The sequence below is a fragment of the Nocardia terrae genome, from assembly GCF_009760405.1.
Classification (GTDB): domain Bacteria; phylum Actinomycetota; class Actinomycetes; order Mycobacteriales; family Mycobacteriaceae; genus Nocardia; species Nocardia terrae.
In genome coordinates this window covers 948414-969919 of sequence record NZ_WRPP01000003.1, presented here as the reverse complement: position 1 = coordinate 969919, position 21506 = coordinate 948414, and the positions used below count along the sequence as shown (strand labels likewise).

23 protein-coding genes and 1 riboswitch are annotated in these 21506 nt (G+C 67.5%); of the genes, 13 read left to right on the top strand and 10 right to left on the bottom strand.

Annotation, left to right across the window (positions count from 1 at the left end; genetic code table 11):
* Nucleotides 1–505: 505 nt before the first annotated feature.
* Nucleotides 506–1135, top strand: a complete 630-nt coding sequence (locus tag GPX89_RS19770) for a hypothetical protein (RefSeq protein WP_157388999.1) — start codon at nucleotides 506–508, stop codon at nucleotides 1133–1135.
* Between the two features lie 54 nt (nucleotides 1136–1189).
* On the opposite strand, the gene GPX89_RS19765 is transcribed toward GPX89_RS19770, so the two are convergent.
* From GPX89_RS19765 to GPX89_RS19755, 3 genes are all read right to left on the bottom strand, one after another.
* Entirely contained in the window at nucleotides 1190–1903 is a 714-nt protein-coding gene (locus GPX89_RS19765; RefSeq protein ID WP_157388998.1) for a hypothetical protein, read from the bottom strand.
* Between the two features lie 317 nt (nucleotides 1904–2220).
* The gene (locus GPX89_RS19760; RefSeq protein ID WP_157388997.1) at nucleotides 2221–3285 is read right to left on the bottom strand and encodes an NAD(P)H-dependent amine dehydrogenase family protein; all 1065 of its coding nucleotides are present in this window, start codon (nucleotides 3283–3285) and stop codon (nucleotides 2221–2223) included.
* A 25-nt stretch (nucleotides 3286–3310) separates the two neighbouring features.
* Nucleotides 3311–4099 (bottom strand): SDR family oxidoreductase, encoded by a 789-nt coding sequence (locus tag GPX89_RS19755; protein ID WP_157388996.1) that lies wholly within the window; start codon nucleotides 4097–4099, stop codon nucleotides 3311–3313.
* A gap of 111 nt (nucleotides 4100–4210) precedes the next feature.
* On the opposite strand from GPX89_RS19755, the gene GPX89_RS19750 reads away from it, so the two are divergent.
* Nucleotides 4211–4846, top strand: coding sequence for a TetR family transcriptional regulator (locus GPX89_RS19750; RefSeq protein WP_157388995.1), 636 nt, complete (start codon nucleotides 4211–4213; stop codon nucleotides 4844–4846).
* Here GPX89_RS19750 and GPX89_RS19745 read toward each other — a convergent pair.
* The gene (locus GPX89_RS19745; protein ID WP_157388994.1) at nucleotides 4843–5337 is read right to left on the bottom strand and encodes a hypothetical protein; all 495 of its coding nucleotides are present in this window, start codon (nucleotides 5335–5337) and stop codon (nucleotides 4843–4845) included. The two genes, GPX89_RS19750 and GPX89_RS19745, sit on opposite strands and share 4 nt — an antisense overlap.
* Before the next feature lie 121 nt (nucleotides 5338–5458).
* On the opposite strand from GPX89_RS19745, the gene GPX89_RS19740 reads away from it, so the two are divergent.
* Together GPX89_RS19740 and GPX89_RS19735 are read left to right on the top strand one after the other, a co-directional pair.
* On the top strand, nucleotides 5459–5914 hold the full coding sequence (locus GPX89_RS19740) for a DUF2752 domain-containing protein (protein WP_157389239.1): 456 nt from the start codon (nucleotides 5459–5461) through the stop codon (nucleotides 5912–5914).
* 20 nt (nucleotides 5915–5934) lie between these two features.
* Entirely contained in the window at nucleotides 5935–6123 is a 189-nt protein-coding gene (locus GPX89_RS19735) for a hypothetical protein (protein ID WP_157388993.1), read from the top strand.
* Nucleotides 6124–6138: 15 nt separating this feature from the next.
* Here GPX89_RS19735 and GPX89_RS19730 read toward each other — a convergent pair whose 3' ends face one another.
* Nucleotides 6139–7452, bottom strand: a complete 1314-nt coding sequence (locus GPX89_RS19730; protein WP_157388992.1) for an aminotransferase class V-fold PLP-dependent enzyme — start codon at nucleotides 7450–7452, stop codon at nucleotides 6139–6141.
* A 67-nt stretch (nucleotides 7453–7519) separates the two neighbouring features.
* Nucleotides 7520–7633, bottom strand: a riboswitch (SAM riboswitch).
* A 231-nt stretch (nucleotides 7634–7864) separates the two neighbouring features.
* Here GPX89_RS19730 and GPX89_RS19725 point away from each other — a divergent pair.
* Together GPX89_RS19725 and GPX89_RS19720 are read left to right on the top strand one after the other, a co-directional pair.
* Entirely contained in the window at nucleotides 7865–8524 is a 660-nt protein-coding gene (locus GPX89_RS19725) for a biliverdin-producing heme oxygenase (RefSeq protein WP_157388991.1), read from the top strand.
* A 156-nt stretch (nucleotides 8525–8680) separates the two neighbouring features.
* Complete coding sequence (locus tag GPX89_RS19720) at nucleotides 8681–9319, top strand: LysE family translocator (protein ID WP_157388990.1); 639 nt, start codon at nucleotides 8681–8683, stop codon at nucleotides 9317–9319.
* Nucleotide 9320: 1 nt separating this feature from the next.
* Here the strand turns inward: GPX89_RS19720 and GPX89_RS19715 are convergent, their stop codons facing one another.
* The 3 genes from GPX89_RS19715 to GPX89_RS19705 form a co-directional block, all read right to left on the bottom strand.
* The gene (locus GPX89_RS19715; protein WP_328602040.1) at nucleotides 9321–9869 is read right to left on the bottom strand and encodes a flavin reductase family protein; all 549 of its coding nucleotides are present in this window, start codon (nucleotides 9867–9869) and stop codon (nucleotides 9321–9323) included.
* A gap of 100 nt (nucleotides 9870–9969) precedes the next feature.
* Complete coding sequence (locus GPX89_RS19710) at nucleotides 9970–10443, bottom strand: YbaK/EbsC family protein (RefSeq protein ID WP_157388989.1); 474 nt, start codon at nucleotides 10441–10443, stop codon at nucleotides 9970–9972.
* A 40-nt stretch (nucleotides 10444–10483) separates the two neighbouring features.
* Nucleotides 10484–10798, bottom strand: coding sequence for a 2-oxo-4-hydroxy-4-carboxy-5-ureidoimidazoline decarboxylase (locus tag GPX89_RS19705; RefSeq protein WP_235947518.1), 315 nt, complete (start codon nucleotides 10796–10798; stop codon nucleotides 10484–10486).
* Nucleotides 10799–10950: 152 nt separating this feature from the next.
* Here GPX89_RS19705 and GPX89_RS19700 point away from each other — a divergent pair, with 152 nt between their 5' ends.
* Together GPX89_RS19700 and GPX89_RS19695 are read left to right on the top strand one after the other, a co-directional pair.
* A complete protein-coding gene (locus tag GPX89_RS19700) occupies nucleotides 10951–11772 on the top strand; it encodes a crotonase/enoyl-CoA hydratase family protein (protein WP_157388987.1) in 822 nt (273 codons plus the stop codon).
* A gap of 83 nt (nucleotides 11773–11855) precedes the next feature.
* The gene (locus GPX89_RS19695; protein ID WP_157388986.1) at nucleotides 11856–13511 is read left to right on the top strand and encodes an MDR family MFS transporter; all 1656 of its coding nucleotides are present in this window, start codon (nucleotides 11856–11858) and stop codon (nucleotides 13509–13511) included.
* A 71-nt stretch (nucleotides 13512–13582) separates the two neighbouring features.
* Here the strand turns inward: GPX89_RS19695 and ppa are convergent, their stop codons facing one another.
* Nucleotides 13583–14074: an inorganic diphosphatase gene (gene ppa, locus GPX89_RS19690; RefSeq protein WP_328602039.1), complete on the bottom strand. Its 492-nt coding sequence runs from the start codon at nucleotides 14072–14074 to the stop codon at nucleotides 13583–13585.
* A gap of 168 nt (nucleotides 14075–14242) precedes the next feature.
* Here ppa and dacB point away from each other — a divergent pair, with 168 nt between their 5' ends.
* The 5 genes from dacB to GPX89_RS19665 all read left to right on the top strand — a co-directional run bounded on the left by dacB (nucleotide 14243) and on the right by GPX89_RS19665 (nucleotide 19775).
* Nucleotides 14243–15703, top strand: a complete 1461-nt coding sequence (dacB, locus tag GPX89_RS19685; RefSeq protein ID WP_328602038.1) for a D-alanyl-D-alanine carboxypeptidase/D-alanyl-D-alanine endopeptidase — start codon at nucleotides 14243–14245, stop codon at nucleotides 15701–15703.
* Between the two features lie 13 nt (nucleotides 15704–15716).
* Entirely contained in the window at nucleotides 15717–16817 is a 1101-nt protein-coding gene (locus tag GPX89_RS19680; protein ID WP_198347499.1) for a zinc-dependent metalloprotease, read from the top strand.
* Between the two features lie 130 nt (nucleotides 16818–16947).
* Complete coding sequence (gene tilS / locus GPX89_RS19675; RefSeq protein WP_157389235.1) at nucleotides 16948–17892, top strand: tRNA lysidine(34) synthetase TilS; 945 nt, start codon at nucleotides 16948–16950, stop codon at nucleotides 17890–17892.
* A 59-nt stretch (nucleotides 17893–17951) separates the two neighbouring features.
* Nucleotides 17952–18506 carry a hypoxanthine phosphoribosyltransferase gene (gene hpt, locus GPX89_RS19670; protein WP_040802845.1) on the top strand — a complete coding sequence of 185 codons (555 nt, stop codon included), beginning with the start codon at nucleotides 17952–17954 and terminating at the stop codon, nucleotides 18504–18506.
* A 381-nt stretch (nucleotides 18507–18887) separates the two neighbouring features.
* A complete protein-coding gene (locus GPX89_RS19665) occupies nucleotides 18888–19775 on the top strand; it encodes a LysR family transcriptional regulator (RefSeq protein ID WP_157388984.1) in 888 nt (295 codons plus the stop codon).
* A 160-nt stretch (nucleotides 19776–19935) separates the two neighbouring features.
* Here the strand turns inward: GPX89_RS19665 and GPX89_RS19660 are convergent, their stop codons facing one another.
* Nucleotides 19936–21390, bottom strand: coding sequence for an amidase (locus tag GPX89_RS19660; protein ID WP_235947517.1), 1455 nt, complete (start codon nucleotides 21388–21390; stop codon nucleotides 19936–19938).
* Between the last annotated feature and the right edge of the window lie 116 nt (nucleotides 21391–21506).

Below are 21506 nucleotides of genomic sequence, written 5' to 3'. Positions count from 1 at the left end.
CTTTGTGGTTGTCGTGTTCCGCAACATTGAGTACCGGCTGTACCACCGCACTGAGCGCGCCCTGGCGCGCGAATACGCCGCCGAAGGCGGCGGACTTCCCAACGTGCCTAGCTCTGCCAACGCAAGGTTCGTTGTGAACCCTCTCTTTGTGGTCCTCCTATTGTGGTCTTTCTTCTTATGGTTTTACCTATCTCCCAACACTTTTCGTGACTTCTGACCCCCAACCCAGTTGAAATGGCTCTCGCGTGCACGACCCCAACTCTCTGCAGCGAAGCGGTAGAGAGTTGGGGTCGTGCACGCGAGAGCCATGCGCCGAAGGCGCAGGTTAGAGCGATGCTGATCCAGTCCTGATGCGACTCTGATGCGACTGGGAATCGCATCAGGTCCGCGACACGATCGCATCAGATCCGCAGCGAGACCGTGTTAACCGACGAGCGCCATAGTTCTCGGTACTCTCACGGCCGTGAGTCTGTCTTGGGCACCAGTCGTTGGAATCCCAGCTGCCATGGTCGCAGTGAACACACTTCTAGCCGCCGTTCCCCTTACGGACAGGCGTCGGCGCATTCGACGGGCAGAGCAACTAGCGAAACTCGTCAGCGCCGCGGGCGATGGCTGTCCAAAGGTGCTGCGCGCGAACCTCATGGAGGAGATCCGTTGGGTAGCTGCATACAGCGAGATTCGATACACCACACGTGACCGGACCATCCTCTGGTTCGGATGGGTCCTCGCAGTGGTCACGACCGTCTGCCTCTTCGCGCTGGGTGCGGTCTTTAAGTGGTATCGGTCCCCGTCGCCCATCCTCTACAACGGTCCGACTATCGGATTCGCGCTCATGGCGGCGCTCCAGATCCTGCCCGCTGCGATCATCTTGGATTGGATGAACGCGCGACGTCTCATGTACGTCAAGCTGGGAGGTCGAGCCGGTCTCCCGGCCCTACGGCGTCCGAGCCTGCGACGGCGGTCGGTCACATCAGGCGTGATCAAGATGCTGATCGCAAGGGTTTTCGGTGATCTCAATCCGAACTTGGAGGCTATCAAGACTAGTGACATCCTTGCGCTTCGTCATGCTGTGGCCGAATGGGAAGCTAAGCCCAGGTCGTGGTCTCGGAGCCTCGGAGAAGGTTCAGATCGCTGAGCATCGCCGAAACAGCTCTGCGGCCACAACTTTGAGGGTCAGATTGCTGTGGCGCTACTGCCTATTCTCGACAGACCGGCCGTCGCGGCCGGCGGTCTGACCAAAGAAGAATCCCAAGATCAACAGAACCATGTTGATCAGAACCTCCGGAGTTGTTGTATGGGTGAACATCCCGATCACCAGCGTTCCGGTGAGGACGACCAGGAGGAGTCCGCCGATTAGGACTGCGGCCGGTTCGCGTTCGAGCATTGTCTTACGCATCTGCCACCGGCGCGCCTGCAAGTCGATCCTCCGAACCTCGCGGATGTGATCAGCTTCCTCCTGTGATCGGCGGTTGGCGTCGAGCTCTCTCTGCTTCTGCGCTGTCTCAGCTACCAACTGTGCAAGCTCCTGGCGGACCTGGGGGTCCGCAACCTTCGTCTCGACTGCACTCTTGATCACGTCTAGCTGTTGTTGCCTGGCCAATTCGGCGTACCGGACGGCGTAGTCATTCCTACGTCGGCGAACGAAGCTCGCTGCGTCGCCCTCTAGGAACCTGACTATGGAGCCGTCGGTCTCCTGGGTAATGATCTTCCCCACGCCACCCTGATGGGCCCGCTCGATCAGCTCGTTAAAGAAGTCAAGGGCGCGTTCCGCATCGGTAAGCGACACTATGTCGGAGGCTCTCAGGGGAATCCCCGCGTCCTTCTTCAGGCCGGCTAGCCAGAGGTTCATGGCTCTGTATCGGTTGACGCCTTCGGATCGATCCTCATCGTCTGGGTCCGCCACCTGACTCGTCCCTCCCCGTGATGTCCGACGGTCAACTGACGGAATCCTAGCCGGGGTGGATGCGGTCAATCCCAAGAAAGTCCCAGCAAAATACTGACACGCTGGCGTTGTTTAGGTGTGCGGCGGAGTGTCGAGAGTTGTCTGCTGCGAGTCAATCTCGCAGGGCAGCAGCGACTTTGCGGTGATCTCCGGTGGATTGGTGTCGCGTCTGGTAGTCGCAGTCTGCCGTAATGAAAAGGTCGGGGGTTCGATTCCCCCAGGCGGCTCAGAGAAAAGGGTGAGGACCATTGGTCCTCACCCTTTTTGCGTCGGTGGGGTCAGGAGACCAGGCCGCGGCCGGTGGTGAGGGGGAGGTCGGTGGCTGTCAGGAGGCCGGGGCGGGCTTGGATTACGGCGGGGACGGCGCTGACCAGACGGGCGGCGGTGCCTACGATGCCTGCCTCGGCGTGGTCGCCGTTGCTGTAGAGCTGGAGGTCCAGGAGGTAGTCGGGTTCGCCCTTGACTTCTACTCGGTAGCAACCCTTTCCGGCGGGTTGGGGCCACTCGGGGGCGAGGTCGGGGTGGAGGCGGGTGGTGTGCTCGAGGGTGAGGATTTCGCGGCCCTTGCTGACGCCGTGGACCTGGAAGCGGAGGGCGGCGGCGGTGCCCTCGGCGATGGTGTGGCTGCCGACCTTCAGTTCCTCGGTGGCGGGCAGGCGCTCGAAATGCTGTGTGACGGAGTCGAGTTCGATGTCGAGAGCGGCGGCCAGCTGGCGGATCACGCTGCCCCAGGCGAGGGTGAGGACGCCCGGCTGGAGTAGGAGCGGGAGCTCGTCGAGGGCGCTGCCGAAGCCCATGATGTCGAACAGGACCTTGGGATTGTCGTAGGTCGAGTAGTCCATCACCTCCGAGCAGATGATCTTGTCGATGCGCTCGGAGCCGCTGGTCAGCAGCAGGGGTAGCCAGTCGTTGGCCCAGCCGGGGTCGATGCCGTTGACCCACAGGGAGGCGCCGCCCTCCTCGGCGGCCTCGATGATCGGGGCGATGGCCTCGTCGGGCAGGGTGCCGTAGGGGAACTGCAGGAAGACCGGGCTGCTGGAGACGACATTGATGCCGGCTCGGAGGAAGGTCTTCAGGTCCTCCACGGCCTCCATCAAGCGGTCGTCGGCCATGGCGGTGTGGACGATGCAGTCGGGTTTCAAGGCCAGCAGTGCCTCGGCGTCCTGGGTTGCGGTGACGCCGATTTCGCGGTCGAGACCGGCCAGCTCACCGGCGTCCTTGCCGGCCTTGCCGGGGCCGGAGACCCAGACGCCGACGAGATCCAATTCGGGGCGGGCGATGATGGAACGCAGGGTTCGGCGGCCGACATTGCCGGTGCTCCACTGCACTACGCGGTAGGTCATGGGAATGCTCCTGTGGTGCAGTGGTTTACAGGTCGGGGATGGGCAGATCCAGGTTCGGGCGGTCGATGCCGCCGTCGACCTCGAGTACCTTGCCGGTGATGTAGCCGCCCGCGCGGGAGCTCAGGTAGACGATGGCGGCGGCGATCTCCCAGGGCTCGCCGAGGCGGTGCAGCGGGGTGGCGTCCTCCATCTGCTTCTTGATCTCCGGTTGTGACGCAACGACTTCCAGCGCGGAGGTGAGCACCGAGCCGACCGCGATGGCGTTCACCCGGATGCGCGGGGACAGGTCGGTGGCGGCCAGCTTCGTCCAGTGCGCGAGGGCGGCCTTGGCCGTGCCGTACGCCAGGAAGCCGCGCCCGGCGGAGACGCCCATCCGTGAGGAGATGTTCACGACCGACCCGCCGCCGTTCTTCAGCATGTGCGGAACCGCGGCCTGGGTGAGGGCGTGGGCGGTGGAGACGTTGAAACGGAATGCCTCTTCGAGGAATTCGGTGGTGGTGGTGAGGAAGGTGTTGGGCATGGTGCCGCCGACATTGTTGACCACGATGTCGATGCGGCCCAGTTCGGCGGCCGCGGTCTCGGCCAGGGCGGTGACGGCGGAAAGGTCCGACAGGTCCGCGGGGACGACCACGGCACGGCGGCCCAGCGCGCGGATCTTGCCCGCCACCTCGTCGAGCTGGGCGGTGGTGCGGGCCGAAATGGCCACGTCCGCACCGGCTTCGGCGAGAGCGAGGGCGGTGGCGGCGCCGATGCCGCGGCCCGCGCCGGTGACGACGGCAACGCGGCCGTCCAGTCGGAAGGTATCCAGGATCATCGCGAGTTCAGTCCTTCTCGGGTGACGACAGTCACAAGCAGCCTTAAGCAATTGTTCTTAATCGTCAAGGAGAAGTTCTTTATCCGCTGGTGAGCGGCTATGGTGCAGTCTGTGGGAGTGACGGACGCGCGGGAGCGCATCATCCTCGCGGCGGAGCGACTGATCGCCGAACGGGGGCAGGCGGTGGCGCTGCGCGATATCGCCGCGGCCGCCGAGCAGCGGAACAATTCGGCCATCCAGTACCACTTCGGGTCCCGGGACGGGCTCATTCTCGCGGTGGTCGAGCATCGGCTGGCCACCCTCGAGGTGCGACGGCTGGAACTGCTGGCCGAACAGGCGGGGGCGGGGGCGACCGGCGTGCACGAACTGCTGGAGGCGCTGGTCATCCCCATGCTCGAACTCGGCGACCGGCTCGGGATCAACCATTACGGGCGGTTTCTCGAACAGATCCACACGCATCCGGCGGTCACCGACGCCGCCAATCTGGAATCAGCGCGCCGCACCTCGGTGCGGGTGATCATGCGGCAGCTGGACCGGGAACTGGCGGAGCTGCCGAAACCCTTGCGGCGGCGTCGATTACGAGCCCTGCCGACCGTGCTGTTCGCGCTGCTGGCCGATCATGAAAGGGCCGTGGAAGCCGGGCGGGTCAGCGCCGGGGACGTGACGGCGTGGGGGGAGATCGTCGACATGCTCGCCGGTGTGTTGACCGCGCCGGTCGCCGTTCGGCAACCGAGCGCGGTGGACTAACGCTGGTAGGGCTGCGGGTAGTTCGGCGGCGCGGGCTGCTGATAGCCGCCCTGCTGTGGGTAGCCCTGCTGTGGGTAGCCGCCCTGCTGAGGCGGATATCCCTGCGGCGCGTACGGGTTCGACGGCTGGGCGCCGTACGCCGGCTGATTCGGCGCGGGGTATCCGGGCTGGGGCTGTGGCGCTTGATAATTCGGCTGCGGGAAGGTGCCCATCGGGGCCGGGTAGCCCTGCACCGGGGTGTTCTGCTGGTCGTACGGACTCGGGGCCTGCGCGTAGGGCTGGACGTTGTTGATGAGCGGTGGTTCTTTGTCCTGCATCTTGGTGATGACGAACCACAGGCCCACACTCACGGGAATGACGGCGAGCAGGCCGATGATGCCGAAGGCATTGCCGATGAAGCGGATGCCGACCCGGATGGCGATGACCACGACGATGGCGCCGACCACGGCCAGTACGGTGCGGGCCTTGCCGCGGCCTTGATTTTGAGGCATGAGTGGAATTCCCCCGAACTCGAAAATGATTGCCGGGGCAGCATACCCAAGCGCGCTTGGTATTTGTGGGGTGCGAAGTCCGGTGCGACCTGGCAGGTTGGTGGCGGTGCGGCTACCGTTGATGGTCGTGGATACCACGGCAGCAGTTACGGAATCATCCGCGCGCCCGCGGTGGCTGGGCGCGGGGCTACCGCTGCTCGCCGGTGGAGCGGTAGCAGGCGGGCTGGCCTTGCTGCATTTTCGGGATCCGCATACGTCGGGGTCCTACGGGTACTGCCCGTTCTACGAGCTCACCGGGTACTGGTGCCCGGGCTGCGGCGGGCTGCGCGGCCTGCACAATCTCACCGACGGCCGCATTCTCGACGCCATTCAGAGCAATGTGCTGCTGCTGCCGCTGACGCTGGGCTTCATCGCGTGGTGGGGCACCTGGCTGGTGCGCGGGTGGCGCGGCAATCCGGTGCCGCCGCGCCTACCGCAGGTTCTGCCCAAGTCGGCGCTGTGGATGGCGCTCGCTTTTCTCATCGTCTTCACCGTCGTTCGGAACACGCCATGGGGGACCTGGATCGCGCCCGTGTAGTCCTGGGGCATGCTCTGCGTATGAGTGATTCGCTGAAGGAACGCGTGCGCGAGAAGCTGGTTCGTCAGCTCGCTGAGGACGGGCCGCCCGATCCGGAGCAGGGCGACACCCGGCAGGTCTCGGTGCAGGACGACCTGGACCTGCTGGACTCGGTCGCCGAGGACGATCCGGTGATCGAGGAGCTCGCGGCCCGATACCTCGTGCCGTAGTTCAAAAGCCGCAGTTCAGAATCCGCAGGGCGCCGCGCCGTCGGTCGAGCCGGTGAACGGGCGGGTTTCCGGAACCGGGTTCCAATGTCCTTCGGTGCGGGCGTAATTCCAGGCCGGGCCCCGCTCGACCAGGGTGGCGACGGCATCGATGAGGCGGTCCACATCGGCGGCCGTGGTGCCCAGGCCGATGCTGGCGCGCAGGGCGGCGTCGACGCCGAGCCGCGACAGCAGCGGGTGGGCGCAGAAGCGTCCGTCGCGCACGCCGATGCCGTGCTCGGCGGAGAGGTACGCGGCCACCTGGCCGGGCTCGAAGCCGTCGATGGTGAAGGCGACGATGCCGACGGCATCGGTGCTGTCGCGCCAGATGCGCAGGAAGTTCACGCCCGGAACGGTTTTCAGGCCGTAGCGCAGCCGGTGGGTCAGGTACTGCTCGTGCTCGGTGACCGTGGCCTGATCCAGATCCGTGAGGGCGTCGCAGGCGGCGGCCAGGGCGGCCACGCCCAGCACGTTCGGCGAACCGGCCTCGTGCCGCTGCGGGGCCGGGGCCCAGTCCACGCCGTCGGTGGTGACCGAGCGCACCGCGCCGCCGCCCGCCAGGTAGGGCTCGGCGGCGTCGAGCCAGTCCCGGCAGCCGACCAGCACGCCCGCGCCGAACGGGGCGTAGGCCTTGTGGCCGGAGAACGCCAGGTAGTCGATGCCGGTGGTGCGCAGGTCGATCCGGCGATGCGGGGCCAGCTGGGCCGCGTCCACCAGGATGCGGGTGCCGCACTGATGGGCGATCCAGGCCAGCCGCTCCAGCGGCAGCAGCTCGCCGGTCACATTGGAGGCACCCGTAACCGCCAGCAGCGCAGCGGGTTTCGAGCACAGCTCGGCGACCACGCGCTGGATGGTCTCCTCGATGGTGTCGGCGACCGGCACCACCCGGCGGCCGTGCCGGGTCCAGGGCAGGAAGTTGGCGTGGTGTTCGACATCGAGCACCACGGTGTCGCCGGGGACGCAGGCGGCCAGCAGGTTCAGCGAGTCGGTGGTGTTGCGGGTGAAGACCACGACCTGGTCGCCGGCGGCATTGAGGAAGCGGGCGACCGAGCCGCGCGCCGACTCGTAGCAGTCGGTGGAGACGCGGGAGGCGTAGCCCGCGCCGCGGTGCACGCTGGCGTAGAACGGCAGCAGCTCGGCGACCCGGTCGGTGACCTGCTTCAGCGCGGGCGCGCTGGCGGCGTAGTCGAAGTTGGCGTAGCCGATGGTTCCACCCTGAACGAGCGGAACCTGCAGGTCACAGCCGGAGACGGCGGCGAGCGGGGCACAGGTCTGGTCGGCGAATGCGGTCATCACGAAATCCCATCGGGTTCATGGACGCGCGATCGGAGCTGTTCCGTTTCCAACAGAATCGATCGAGAGTCCGCGCTTGCCGTGCCCGGTCGGGCTACGGCCCGGTCGTCACCCGGAGCACCCCGCCGCGGAGGAGGGTTGCCGACCAGCTAGCCGGGGCTTGACGCTGGTACTCATGACCTGATTGCAGAGACTGGCAGACGATTCGCGGGCTTGTCAACCCGCACTCCGGGCCGGAATGCCGCGGATCGGTGTGATGAACGGCACGACCGTATCGGAAAAATCGTCCGAAAGTTGGAGTGGGTGGGCCGCAAAGTTCGAATCGCGCGATCGTTGCTGAGGCGTAGGGTTGGGAGGAAGTTAGGGTAGCCAAAGTGGGGTGCCCCCGGAGTTGATCACGAGGAGCGCGACCATGTTGGAGACCAGTACCCCGTTCTCGACGCTCATTCGGACCGCGACCGAGCAGCAGCACAATGAGGCGGAGCACTCGACCTTCATGCGCGATCTGCTCACCGGGCAGCTCGGGGTGGAGGCCTTCTACCGCTACACCAGCCAGCTCTGGTTCGTGTATGCCGCGCTCGAAAAGCACTCCGACGCACTGGCTTCCGATGCCGTTGCCGGGCCCTTCGTCAAGCCGGAGCTGGCCCGGCTGGCCTCGCTCGAGGCCGACCTGGCCCACCTCGGTGGTGAGAACTGGCGCGACGAGCTGACCGCGCTGCCGTCCACCGCCGCTTACGCCGCCCGTATCGAAGAGGTCGCGAGCGACTGGACTGCCGGGTACGTCGTGCACCACTACACCCGCTACCTGGGTGATCTCTCCGGCGGCCAGGTCATCCGCGGCACCGCCGAGAAGCTGTGGAACCTGCCCAAGAAGGGCGACGGCGTCCGGTTCTACGTCTTCGACGGCATCGACAACCCGGCCGCGTTCAAGCGCGGGTACCGCGAAGCCCTGGACCGGCTTCCCATCGACGGTCCCGAGGTCGATCGCGTACTCGACGAGGCGCGACTGGCGTTCACGATGAACACCGATCTGTTCCGTGAACTGGGTGCGGAGTTCAGCGCGCGGAACTGAAACACTCGCAGCCAGAAGGCCGTCGACCTCCGTTTCATCAGGCGGGGGAGGCGGCCTTCGCTGTGCCGTCCGTGCGTCGTTGACCCTGTTCGTCGGGGGCAGGGTCAACGACGGCACCCTTGCGTCGAGTCGCACCGGTGAGTTGCCATGGTGGGTATGAGTTTTGCGTTGTTGCTGAGTTTCGTGGGGCTGTGCGTGCTGCTGGCGCTCACGCCGGGGCCGGATACCTTTCTGGTGCTGCGCTTTTCGATGGCCGGATCGCGGCCCGGGATCGCGGCGGCGGTGGGGTCGGCATTCGGGGGGATCGTCTGGGCGACGGTGGTCGCGGCGGGGGTGGCGGCGCTGCTGGAGCAGTCGGCCACCGCGTATCGCACGCTCAAGGTGATCGGCGGAATCTACCTGGTGTACCTGGGGATTCGGGCCTTGCTGGCGCATCGGCGCGGGCAGGCGGACGATGCCGGGGAGACCGATGTCGCGGTGGCGACGGGGAAGCCGGTGTCGATGCGCTCGGCGTTCGCCGCGGGATTGCTGTCCTGCATTTTCAATCCGAAGGTCGGGTTGTTCTATCTCGCGGTGCTGCCGCAGTTCCTCACCCACGTGACATTCCTGAACACGCTCACGCTGGGAGCGATCGAATCCACCATCGCCGCAATCGAAATGATCGTCCTGGCCGTAGCGGCCGCGCGGGCCGTCGCCCTGTTGAAGCGGCCCAAGATCCGGGCTCGGCTGGAACAGGCCAGCGCCGCGATTCTGGCGGCCTTGGGGATCGGGACCGCCGCGTCGGCGGGCGCGTGAGTCAGTCGGCGATCTCGGCGCGGTGGTACGCGCCGTTGTAATAGACGAGCGGGCCGACCGCGGGGGAGCTCTCGGTGTTGTCGTGCACCTGGGTGACCAGGCCGATGACCAGGGTGTGGTCGCCGATCGGGAGCAGCTGGTGGACGGTCGCGCGGACCCAGATCGGAGTGCCGTGCAGGACCGGTTCGCCGGTGCTCAGGGCGGTCCAGAGCGACCGGTCGGTGAAGCGGTCCTCGGCGGTCCGGCTGAAGCGCTGGGCCAGGTGCTTCTGATGCTCGCCCAGGAAGTGCACGACCAGGGATCGGGCTCCCAGCATCGCCTCGATGCTGGAGGAGGTCTCGGCGATATTGAACGAGATTAGCGGCGGTTGCGCCGAGAGCGAGGCGAACGAGGTGGCGGTGAAACCGACCGGGCCGTCCGCGGAGTTCAGGGTGACGATCGTGACGCCGGCCGGATAGTGCCGCATGGCGGCGCGATACTGCTGCGCGGTAATGCCGCTCAGGTCGTCGGGCACATGTAGCTCGGTGCCGGGCGTCGGAGAATCGCTCACGTCACGAACCTACGTGGTCGGGCGCTTGGTTATTCCACGCTGTAAGAAATCGCTCAATCGACCCGACGGCTCGCCGTCAATCGACCCCGACGGCTCGCCGTCAATCGACGTCGATGGCCAGCCCCGCGGTGATCCGCACCAGTTCCCCGAACGTCGTGCGGAAGACCGTATTCGGATGCCCGGCCGCGGCCCACAGCTCCTGATGCCGCGACAGCGCGTTGTCGACGAAGGTCGGCAGATTGGTGGGATGGCCGAGCGGGGCGACACCCCCGATGGGCTGCCCGGTCACCTCGCGGACCATTGCCGCGGGTGCGCGGGTGAGAGTGCCCTCGAGTCGCTCGCCGGTGCGGTCCAGGTTCACCTGGTGCGCGCCCGAGACCAGCAGCAGTACGGGATCGTCGTCGAGCAGGAAGACCAGCGATTTGGTGATGGCCCCGACGGTCACGCCGAGGGCATCGGCCGCTTCCTGCGCGGTGTGGGTGGGCGTGGGCTGGGTGATGATCACCCCGTGATGTCCGCGCGCGATCAAGGTGTCGGAGACCCTCGAGGCGACGGGTGGCAGCGACCGGCGCATGGCAACCAGCGTAGAGCGATTGCGGTGGATGTGCGGGGGATCAGTATTCGGGATAGCCCTCCTCCGGGCCCAGCAACTCGAGCAGGCGGGCGCGGACGAGGGGATTCACCCCCTCGACGGTGTGCTCCGAAACCTGCTCGTGCACACAGGAATCGAAGACCCGTTCCAGATCCACCGCGGACAGCGCGTGCAGTTCCGCCTCGGCGGCGGTGAACAGCGCGGCATGACCGGGATACGGGCGGCCGTCGGCGATCTTCTGCGCCCAGGTGACATTGCAGCAGCAGGCGTAGAGGGCGTGGATCGCGCGCAGGCGAGACAGGGAATTGAACCGGTCCAGGCCGATTCCGTGATGCATCGACACCATGACCTCACAAACGGGAGGAGCAGAATGTGCGGACCGAATAATCGTGGCTCGGGAACCGGCCGGAAAACACTGGGACGCAGCAGATTTAGCACAGCGTTTACACCGCCCCGCTCGACCGCCGGCACCCCCGATACGCTGGACCGATGACCGAATGGAAGGCTTTCGACGTCGAAAGCAAGGACCACATCGCCACCGTGACGCTCACCGGTCCCGGCAAGGGCAATGCCATGGGCCCCGACTTCTGGCGCGAGCTGCCGCTCATCTTCGGCGAACTCGACGCCGACCCCGAGGTGCGGGCCATCGTGCTCACCGGATCCGGCAAGCACTTCTCCTACGGCCTGGACCTGCCCGCCATGAGCCCGCTGTTCGGTCCGCTGCTGGCCGACAAGGCCCTGGCCGCGCCGCGCACCGACTTCCTCAAGCACGTGCGCAGCATGCAGGACTCGGTGACCGCGGTCGCCGACTGCGCCAAGCCGGTCATCGCCGCCATCTCCGGCTGGTGCATCGGCGGCGGGCTGGACCTGATCGCGGCCGCCGACATCCGCCTGGCCAGTGCGGACGCCAAGTTCAGCCTGCGTGAGGCCAAGGTGGCCATCGTGGCCGACATCGGCTCGCTGCACCGGCTGCCCGGGATCATCGGCGAGGGGCACGTGCGCGAACTCGCCTACACCGGCAAGGACATCGACGCGGCGCGGGCCGAGAAGATCGGGCTGATCAACGACGTGTTCGAGGATCAGGACGCCGTGCTGGAAGCGGCTTACGCCATGGCGGGGGAGATCGCCGCCAACCCGCCGCTGGTCGTGCAGGGCATCAAGGATGTGCTGGATCAGCCCAAGCGCGGCAAGGTCGCCGACGGGCTGCGGTACGTCTCGGTGTGGAATTCGGCCTTCCTGCCGTCGGAGGATCTCACCGAGGCCATCACGGCGGTTTTCGAAAAGCGGGCCCCCGAATTCAAGGGTAGGTAACCCCGGAGGGTTCGCCCTTAAAAGGACTGCACACCTCCGGTTTCCGGCCTATCGTTCTTGGGGCGGGGACCGGAGGTTTGGTCATGGCTACATCCGAAGTAGGCGAGTCGACCGAAGAGGGCGGCTTCACCCATCGGCAGATATTGGTGATCCTCAGCGGACTGCTGCTGGGAATTCTGCTCGCGGCGCTCGATCAGACCATTGTCTCGACCGCGATCCGCACCATCGCCGATGACCTGAACGGATATTCGCTGCAGGCGTGGGCCACCACCGCGTATCTGATCACCGCCACGCTGGCCACGCCGCTGTACGGCAAGCTCTCGGATATGTACGGGCGCAAGCCCTTCTATCTGGCTTCGATTTCGATCTTCGTGAGCGGATCGCTGCTCTGCACGCTGTCGCAGTCCATGTACGAGCTGGCGGTGTTCCGGGCCCTGCAGGGATTGGGTGCGGGCGGGCTGATGTCGTTGGCGCTCACCATTGTCGGCGATATCGTCAGTCCCCGGGAGCGGTCCAGATATCAAGGGTATTTCCTGGCCGTTTTCGGCACCTCGAGTGTGGTCGGACCGGTGCTGGGCGGCCTGTTCGCCGGGCAGCACAGCATTCTCGGCATCGCGGGCTGGCGCTGGGTTTTCCTGGTGAACGTACCGATCGGGCTGTTCACCCTCGTGGTGGTGACCCGCGTGCTGCATCTGCCCCCGCGCGAGAAATCCCGTGACCGCGTGGACTATTGGGGCGCACTGGTGCTGATCATCGCCATGAGCCCGCTGCTGATCGTGGCGCAGCAAGGTCGCGAATGGGGCTGGACCAGCGCGAAATCGCTGCTCTGCTACGGCGTCGGGGCGCTGGGCGTGGCCGGGTTCATCCTGGTGGAAGCGGCTCTGGGGGACGCGGCGCTGGTGCCGCTGCGTATCTTCAAGAATCGGACCTTCGCGCTCGGCGTGGTCATCTCGTTCGTGGTCGGCGCGGGCATGTTCGGCGGGATCCTGCTGCTGCCACAGTATTTGCAGGCCGACCGGGGTGCGAGCCCGATGATCGGCGGTCTGCAGATGATTCCCATGGTGCTGGGCATGATGATCGGCTCGGTCGTCTCGGGCCAATTGATCTCGCGCACCGGGCATTACCGCGTCTATACGCTGCTCGGTTCCGCCATGATCACCATCGGATTGTTCCTGCTGCACTATTTGAAGGCCGATACCGCCTTCTGGATCGTGGTGCTGTTCATGCTGTGCGTCGGATTCGGGCTCGGCAATCTCATGCAGCCGCTCATCGTGGCCCTGCAGAATGCGCTGCCGCCCAAGGACATGGGCGTCTCCACGGCCGCCGCCACTTTCTTCCGTCAGATCGGCGGCACGCTCGGCGCGGCGGTGTTCCTGTCGATCCTGTTCGACCGGCTCGGACCCAATATCCGTTCGCAGCTGCTGGAGGCGGGCAAGGATCCGGAATTCCAGCGCGCCGTGGTCAACGGTGCGCACGATGGTAATCCCGCGGATATGGCCTTGTCGCAAGGCTTTCTGAACCACGACACCTCGGCAGCACAGGGTGTGCTGAACGACAGTTCGGTGATTCAGAAGCTCAATCCCGTACTCGCGCACCCGTTCAAGGTCGGCTTCGCGGATTCACTGTCGACGGTCTTCCTGACCACGTCCGCGGTCACCCTGGTGGCATTCCTGCTGGTGCTGCTGTGGCGCGAGGTGCCGCTGCGCACCACCGCCGGATTGACCACCGCCGAGGGCTGACATCGGCCAGATCGTAGCGAAATGCGAAGGGGTGGCGCGGTTCCCGCACCACCCCTGCGTCGTCGCGGGGCTCAGTGGCCGCCCTGCTCCTTCAGGCGCGCGTACGCCTCCTCGACCAGCTTCTCGGCCTTCTCGCGGCCTTCCCAGCCCTCGACCTTGACCCACTTGCCGGGCTCCAGGTCCTTGTAGCGCTCGAAGAAGTGCGCGATCTCCTTGCGCTGGAACTCCGGGATGTCCTCGACGTCCTGGATGTGGGCCCAGCGCTTGTCCTTGTTGGGGACCGCGACCAGCTTCTCGTCGGTGCCGGCCTCGTCGCTCATGATGAGCACGCCGACCGGACGGGCCTCGACCAGCACACCCGGGAAGACGGGCTCGGGCAGCAGCACCATGCAGTCCAGCGGGTCGCCGTCGCCACCCAGGGTGTTCTCGATGTAGCCGTAGTCGGCCGGGTACATCATCGGGGTGTAGAGGTAGCGGTCCAGGCGCACGCGTCCGGTCTCGTGATCGACCTCGTACTTGTTGCGCTGACCCCGGGGGATCTCGATGGTGACGTCGAACTCCACGTCATCTCCTTCTGTGGGCGGTAGGGCTGCCGACTCGCCAGCTCGTTCGAGGGAACGACTGCGCAACGAGGATAGTGTGGACCGCGAGTGTGTGGGTTCGGCAGGGACGTCCCGGGGCCCCGAGCAGTAGCCATAGCCCCACCACAGGTATCAGGGAGACAGCGGCAGGTGTTTGGTCGGAACAAGCAGAACGTCGGTGGTCTGGAGGCCAAGCGGCGGCGCAGAACCTGGATCCTGGTGTCGTTGGTGCTGGTCATGGTCCTGGTCGCGGCCGGGTCGGTGGCCCTGATCCTGAAGCCGTGGACCGAGGAGTTCCGGCACGGGGGCTTGACGATCGCCGCCCCGCCCGCACCCTCGAAGCCGATTCCGCAGGTCGCCCCCGCGCCGGTCACCGCGCCCGCCGCCACCGCCGGCGGTCTGGCCGCCGCGCTGGGGCCCGTGGTCGGGAACCCCGATCTGGGAATCTTCGCGGGCTCGGTGTCGGACGGCGACAGCGGCAAGGTGCTGTGGACGCAGGACCCGGACAAGGGCATGATCCCGTCGTCGACCGCCAAGGTCCTCACGACGGCGGCAGCGCTGCTGGCCCTGCCCGATGACCACCGGCTGACCACCAAGGTGGTGGCCGGTGCGACCCCGGGGCAGATCGTGCTCGTCGGCGGCGGTGATCCGACCATCACGGCGCAGCCGGACGGCAAGGGCTACTACCCGGACGCACCCAAGCTGCAGGACCTGGTCGCGCAGATCAAGGCATCCGGGCAGCGGGTGGACTCGATCCTGGTCGACACCTCCGCCTACACCGGACCGAACTTCGCGCCCGGCTGGGAGAACTCCGACATCGCGGGCGGGTCCATCGCGCCGATGGATCCGGTGATGATCGATGGCGGCCGGTTGGATCCGCTGGTCGAATATTCGCCGCGCACCGCCACTCCCGCGCTCGACGCGGGCAAGAAGCTGGCCACCGAGCTCGGGGTGGATCCGGCGAAGGTCACCGTGGGCGCCGCCCCGGCGGGCGCGAGCCAGCTGGCCGCCGTGCAGTCCGCGCCGCTGCGCGAACGCATGCTGCAGGCCATGGTGCACTCGGACAATGTGCTGGCCGAGGCCATCGCCCGTGAGGTCGCGGTGGCGCTGGGTCAGGAAGCCTCCTTCACTGGTGGCGTGGCCGCGATGCAGACCGTGCTGCAGGCCGCTGGATTCGACCTGAACGGGCTGAAAATGTCCGACGGCAGCGGACTTTCGACCGAGGACCGCATTCCGCCGCGACTGCTCAACCGGGTGCTGACCGTGGCGGCGCTGCCCGGAAACGCCGGTTCACAGGACAATTCGACCGCCGACCCGGCCTCGGACAAGTCCGCCGGATCTCCGCTCGCGCCGCTGCTGGACTACCTGCCCGTCGCGGGCGGCACCGGATCGCTGGCGAGCCGGTATGTCGACCGGGATCGCGAAGGGGCGGGTTGGATCCGGGCCAAAACAGGAACTCTGTCCGTATCGAGTGCGTTGGTGGGTTATGTGCTGGACCGCGACGGACGGGTGCTGACGTTCGCCCTCATGTCCAACGATCGGCCCCCGGAAGTGAGCCGACCCGCGCTGGACGCCGTCGCCAACGCACTGCGCAACTGTGGCTGCTCCTGACGGGTGGATGAACATGACCGGACCCGAAAACCCCTCGGCCCCCGCCGATTCGGAAGATCGTGAACCGACCCGGCGGACGCGCACCAATCTGACCGGCGTCGTCGACTGGAGCGTGGCCGCCCGCACGGGCGCCGCGCTGGTGCCCGCCGGGCCGCGCACCTCCCGGTATTCGGCCGAGCAGGCGGTCGCCGAACTCGCCTCCGCCTCGGTGCGCGCCGAGGGGCCGGTGCGCGAGGTCAGTGGGCTGGACGACGGATCCGTGGTGCCGGACGCGCTGGTCGTGGACCGGCCGGGCTGGATCAGGGCGGCCGCGGAGTCCATGTCGCAGCTCACCGGCAGCGGCGTCGACGCCGGTGCGCCCGGCAAATTCGTTGGCAAACCGGCCGGTTTGCAGGCCGGGGCCATGCTGGCATTCCTGTCCACGGCCATCCTCGGCCAGTACGACCCCTTCACCGGACCCGACGGCACGCTGCTGCTGGTCGCGCCCAACATCATGGCGGTCGAGCGCGCCCTGGGCGTGCCGCCCAGCGACTTCCGGCTCTGGGTCTGCCTCCACGAGGTCACCCACCGGGTCCAATTCTCTTCGGCTCCTTGGATCGCCGACTACATGCGCCGCAATGTGGAGGTGCTCGGCGAGGCCGGGGACGAACCGCTGGCCGACATGCTGGCCCGGCTGGCCGAGGCCGTGCAGGCTCGCCGTCGCGGCGAGGAGGACCCCGCGGGCGGCGTCATCGGCCTGCTGCGCGCCACCCAGGCCGCACCGCAGCGCGAGGCCCTCGATCGCCTCCTCATGCTCGGCACCCTCCTGGAGGGCCACGCCGACCATGTCATGGATGCCGTCGGACCGGCCGTGGTTCCCTCGGTGACCCGCATTCGGGCCGCCTTCGACCAGCGCCGCAAGCGCCCCGCCAACCCCATTCAGCGGCTACTGCGCGCCCTGCTCGGCATGGACGCCAAGGTCGCCCAGTACGTGCGCGGGAAAGCCTTCGTCGACGCGGTCGTGGACACCGTCGGCATGGAACGCTTCAACACCGTCTGGACCGAGCCCGAAACCCTGCCCCGCACAGACGAAATCGGGGAACCGCAGCGCTGGGTGAGCCGCGTCCTCGGCTGATACCGATTGTGCCTGCGCGGGATCCATTGCGCCAGCGTGGCCCGGCAAGGCGGGGAGCCGGTGCGGCGCATGCGACGATCTGGGCGTGAACGATCGGCCCCGGCTGCCCGAAACGCGCGCCGCGCTGGAAATGCGGCGTGCCGTGCGGGAGTGGCTGGGCCGGTACGCACCCGACGGCGTGGTCGCGGTGGCCGTCTCGGGCGGGTCGGACTCGCTGGCCCTGGCCGCCGCCGCCTGCGCGGAGGCCGACGTGGTGCACGCCCTGACCGTGGACCACGGGCTGCAGCCGCATTCGGCGGAGGTCGCGGCCGAGGCCGCCGCGGTGGCGCTGCGCCTGGGCTGCCGGTCGGCCTGGGTGCGGACGGTGACCGTCGATCGTCGCGACGGCCGCTATCCGGGCGGCCCGGAGGCGGCGGCCCGGCTGGCCCGGTACGCGGCGCTGGACGAAGCGCGCGAAGGACTTCCGGTCCTGCTCGGCCACACCCTCGATGATCAGGCCGAAACCGTGCTGCTCGGCCTGGCCCGCGGGTCGGGCTCCCGATCGATTCGCGGCATGGCCGAATTCGACGACCCGTGGGGCCGGCCCCTGCTCGGGGTGCGGCGGGAGACGACCCGGGAGCTGTGCGCGGACCTGGGGCTGAAGCCGTGGGAGGACCCGCACAACAGTGCGCCGGAGTTCACCCGGGTGCGGCTGCGCGGGGAGGTATTGCCGCTGCTCGAGGACGTCCTCGGCGGCGGGGTGGCGGTCGCGCTGGCCCGGACCGCGGCCCAGTTGCGTGAGGACGGCGAGGTCCTGGACGCGCTCGCCGGAGAGTTGCTGGCGGATGTGCGGGAGGACGGGGGGCTGCGAATCGAGACGCTCGCCACTGCCGCGCCCGCGCTCCGCCGACGCGTCATTCGCGCGTGGTTGCTCGAGCGTGGCGCAAAATCATTGACCGACAGCAATTTACGGGCGGTCGAGGCGCTGGTCACGCAATGGCGTGGACAGGGCGGGGTCGCGGTGGGCGGTTCGGCCGCCGGGACGAGGTTGGTTGCCGCGCGTGAACATGGCAGGCTCATACTCAGGTCAGAGTGACCCCGGTCGGCGAGCAAGCGCGGCCGGGTCGACACATCACTGAAGGGATACCAGCGGACGTGTACGGGGACGACATCGCGTCGGTGCTGATCAGCGAGGACGAGATCGCCGCCAAGGTCGAAGAACTCGCGGAACTGGTCGCCAAGCGCTACCCGGCCGGGGCCCCCGAGGGTGACCTGCTGCTCGTGGGCGTGCTCAAGGGCGCGATCTTCTTCATGACCGATCTGGCCAAGAAGCTCACCGTGCCGACGCAGATGGAGTTCATGGCCGTCTCGTCCTACGGATCCTCCACCTCGTCCTCGGGCGTCGTGCGCATCATGAAGGACCTGGACAAGGACATCGCGGGCCGCAATGTGCTGATCGTCGAGGACATCATCGACTCCGGTCTGACGCTGTCGTGGCTGCTGCGCAACCTGTCCAGCCGCAACCCGGCCTCGCTGGAGGTCGTGACGCTGCTGCGCAAGCCGGACGCGCTGCGCACGCAGGTCGACGTCATGGCGGTCGGCTTCGACATCCCGAACGAGTTCGTGGTCGGCTACGGCCTCGACTACGCCGAGCGCTACCGCGATCTGCCCTACATCGGCACCCTCGACCCGAAGGTCTACGGGGGCTAGAAACACCTCTCGGACTCCCCGCAGCGAAGGCCGTCCCATGATTCGGGGCGGCTTTTCGCGTTGATGTGATGAATGTCACTCGGTGATTTTGTTTGAGTTCAGGGGGCTGGACAGGTGCTGTTGCTGGAAGTCCGCGTGCGGGTCCGGGGGTGTGTGGCCGGTCGCGGGCGTGATGGGCGTTACTACTGGTCAATCGTTCGCTTGGGAGTGGGAGGGGGTGTCCCGCTGAATGGCCAGAAATTCGCGGATCCAGTTAACAGAATGTTTCACCCGCGCCCTATGCTGTCAGGAACAAACCTGACGGCTGTTTTCTGATCCTGTTGCAAACTTTCGGGTCGGATACGGCTGGAAAATCAAGACCGATTCTGATAGCAAGGGGCTATGGACCCGCATTTGCGCGACCTGCGGTATTTCGTCGCCGTCGCTGAGGAACTGCATTTCACCAACGCCGCCCAGCGGCTGCACATCGCACAACCCACCCTGTCACGACAGATCCGTCAGCTGGAGCGCCAGCTCGACGTCGTGCTGTTCGACCGCAACCAGCGCAGCGTGGCCCTGACCGTCGCCGGCAAGGAACTCCTCGAAGGCGCGCGGAAGATCCTGGAACTGTGGGAAGTCACCAATGTCGCCCTGCAGGAGGCCGGTGAGGTGCTGCGCGTCGGCATCCAGTCCTCCATCGGGCGCGGCCTGATCACCGACCTGGAGAGCGCCAGCGGCCACCGGCTCGCCCTGCACTCCGCGTCCTGGACCGACCCGTCCAGCGGGCTGGCCGGGCGACAGGCGGATCTGGCCCTGATGTGGCTGCCGGTGCCCGACACCAGCCGCTACCGCTGGCAGGTGCTGCGCACCGAGCCGCGCTGGGTGCTGCTGCCGGAAAACCACGCGCTGGCCAACCAGGAGAGCATCGACTTCGCCGACCTGATCGACGAGCCCTTCATCGCCATGCCCGCCGAAGCCGGTGCGGCGCGCGACTTCTGGCTCGGCGCGGACGCCCGCGGCGGCCGGCAGGCCAAGATCGGCGCGGAGGCGGCCACCGCCGAAGAGCGGCTCGAAGCCGTCAGTCTCGGCCTGGGCGTCTGCCTGCTGGCCGAGAACAACGTCCCCATGTACCGCTGGCCCGGCCTGACCGCCCGCCCGGTGACCGGTCTGGCTCCGTGCGAGCTCGCGGTGGCCTGGCGTGCCGACGACGACCGGCCGACCATTCTCGAATTCGCGGCCCGCGTCCTCGAGGGTGGCTTCGCCGAGCAGGAAGCCGTCGCCGCGCAGTAGCGCGGAACACAGCCCGGTCCGCCTCTGGCGGCGGCAGTAGGTCGGAGGTTGCCGCCGCCCGCCGGGCAGTGCCGAGCTATCGGTGCGACACCGAATCGCTCGAAGCAGCGCCGAATACCACCAGCGCCGCGTCACCAGGTGACGCGGCGCTGTGTCGTCCTCAGGGCGCGAGACGCTGCCACGGGTGGGCGGCCTCGATCTGGGCGGCCAGGCGCAGGATGGTGGATTCGCTGCCGGGCGGGCCCGCGATCTGCGCGGCGACCGGCGTGCCGTTGCGGGGGTGGATGCCCATCGGGATGGACAGGGCCGGCCAGCCGACCAGATTCCACAGCGGCGTGAACGGTGAGAACTTCACGTTCGCAAGGACATTCGCGAGCCAGGGCCGGGAGTGCCAGCGGCGGGCACGCGGGGCCGCGGTGGCCAGCGTCGGGGTGATGACCACGTCGTAGCGCTCGAAGTAGTCCAGCAGCCGGGCCTCCACCCGATCCACCTGGGACGGGCGCAGCAGACCGGACTTCAGCACCGCCCGGCCCAGCGCGACATGGGTGCGGGTGCGGCGCTGCAGGCGTTCCGGATGCGGGACCGTCGCCGCCTCCCGGGCGGCATTGCCCAGCCAGCGCAGTGCCAGCGCGAAAGTCGCACCCTGGTAAGGGAGTTCGGCCACGCCGATGATGTGACCGGCCTGCGACGCGGCCGCGGCGGCCTTGTCGGCGGCGGCCGTCCAGGCCAGATCGATATGGGTGAGCGGCGTCGGCGCCGCGGTGGCCAGCCCGATGCGCAGGGTCGGCGGTGTCTCCAGATCGGCCAGGTCCGGGCGGTCGGCCAGCACCGAGAGCATGAGCGCGGTGTCCGCGACAGTCGTTGCGAGCACACCGTTTTCGGTCATCCCGCCCCACGAGTCGACGCCGACCTCGGAAGGGACCAGCCCGCGGCCGGGCTTGAGGCCGACCACGCCGCAGCACGCGGCCGGAATGCGGACCGACCCCAGACCGTCGTTGCCGTGCGCGATCGGAACCATGCCGGAACCGACGGCCGCACCGGAACCGCCCGACGAACCACCGGACGAGTAGCGGGTGTTCCACGGGCTGCGGGTGATGCTGCCCGGACCGTCGGTGACGCCCCAGAGCCCGAACTCGGGAACGGAGGTGAGGCCGACGACGACCGCGCCGGCCGCGCGTAGCCGCCGCACCACCGGGTGGTCGGAGTCCGCGGGAACCTCCGAGCCCGACAGCGAGCCCCCGCGGGTGACCTCGCCGCTGACATCGATGTTGTTCTTCACCGCGATCGGCACCCCGGCCAGCGGCAGCATGTCCAGGTCTTGGCGTTCGGCGACCGCGCGGGCCTCGGCGCGCGCGGCCTCCTCGCGGACCAGGCTGAAGGCGCTCAACTTCCGGTCGCGGGCGCGAATCCGCTCCAGCGCGGCGTCGAGGGCCTGCTCGGGGGAGATCGAACCGTGCTGGACGGCCGCGGCGGTGCCGGTGGCCGTGGTCAGATCCACGGGCGGGCGGGGCTCGGATGGGGTGTCGGAATCGGTCGTGTTGGCGGCCACCGGTACCTCCTCGGTGGTCTCGGCGGTGACGCGATCGGCCGTCATCGCCGTGCCCTCGTCGTACATGCTCGTTTTCCCCCGTCGCCTCGTGTCGAAATCGGGTGATCCGCTCGTGAGCCGCAAGTTATCATTCCGGCTAGTGGTCGGGGATGATGGTGTCGGGTGTGGCGGGTTCTTTGTCC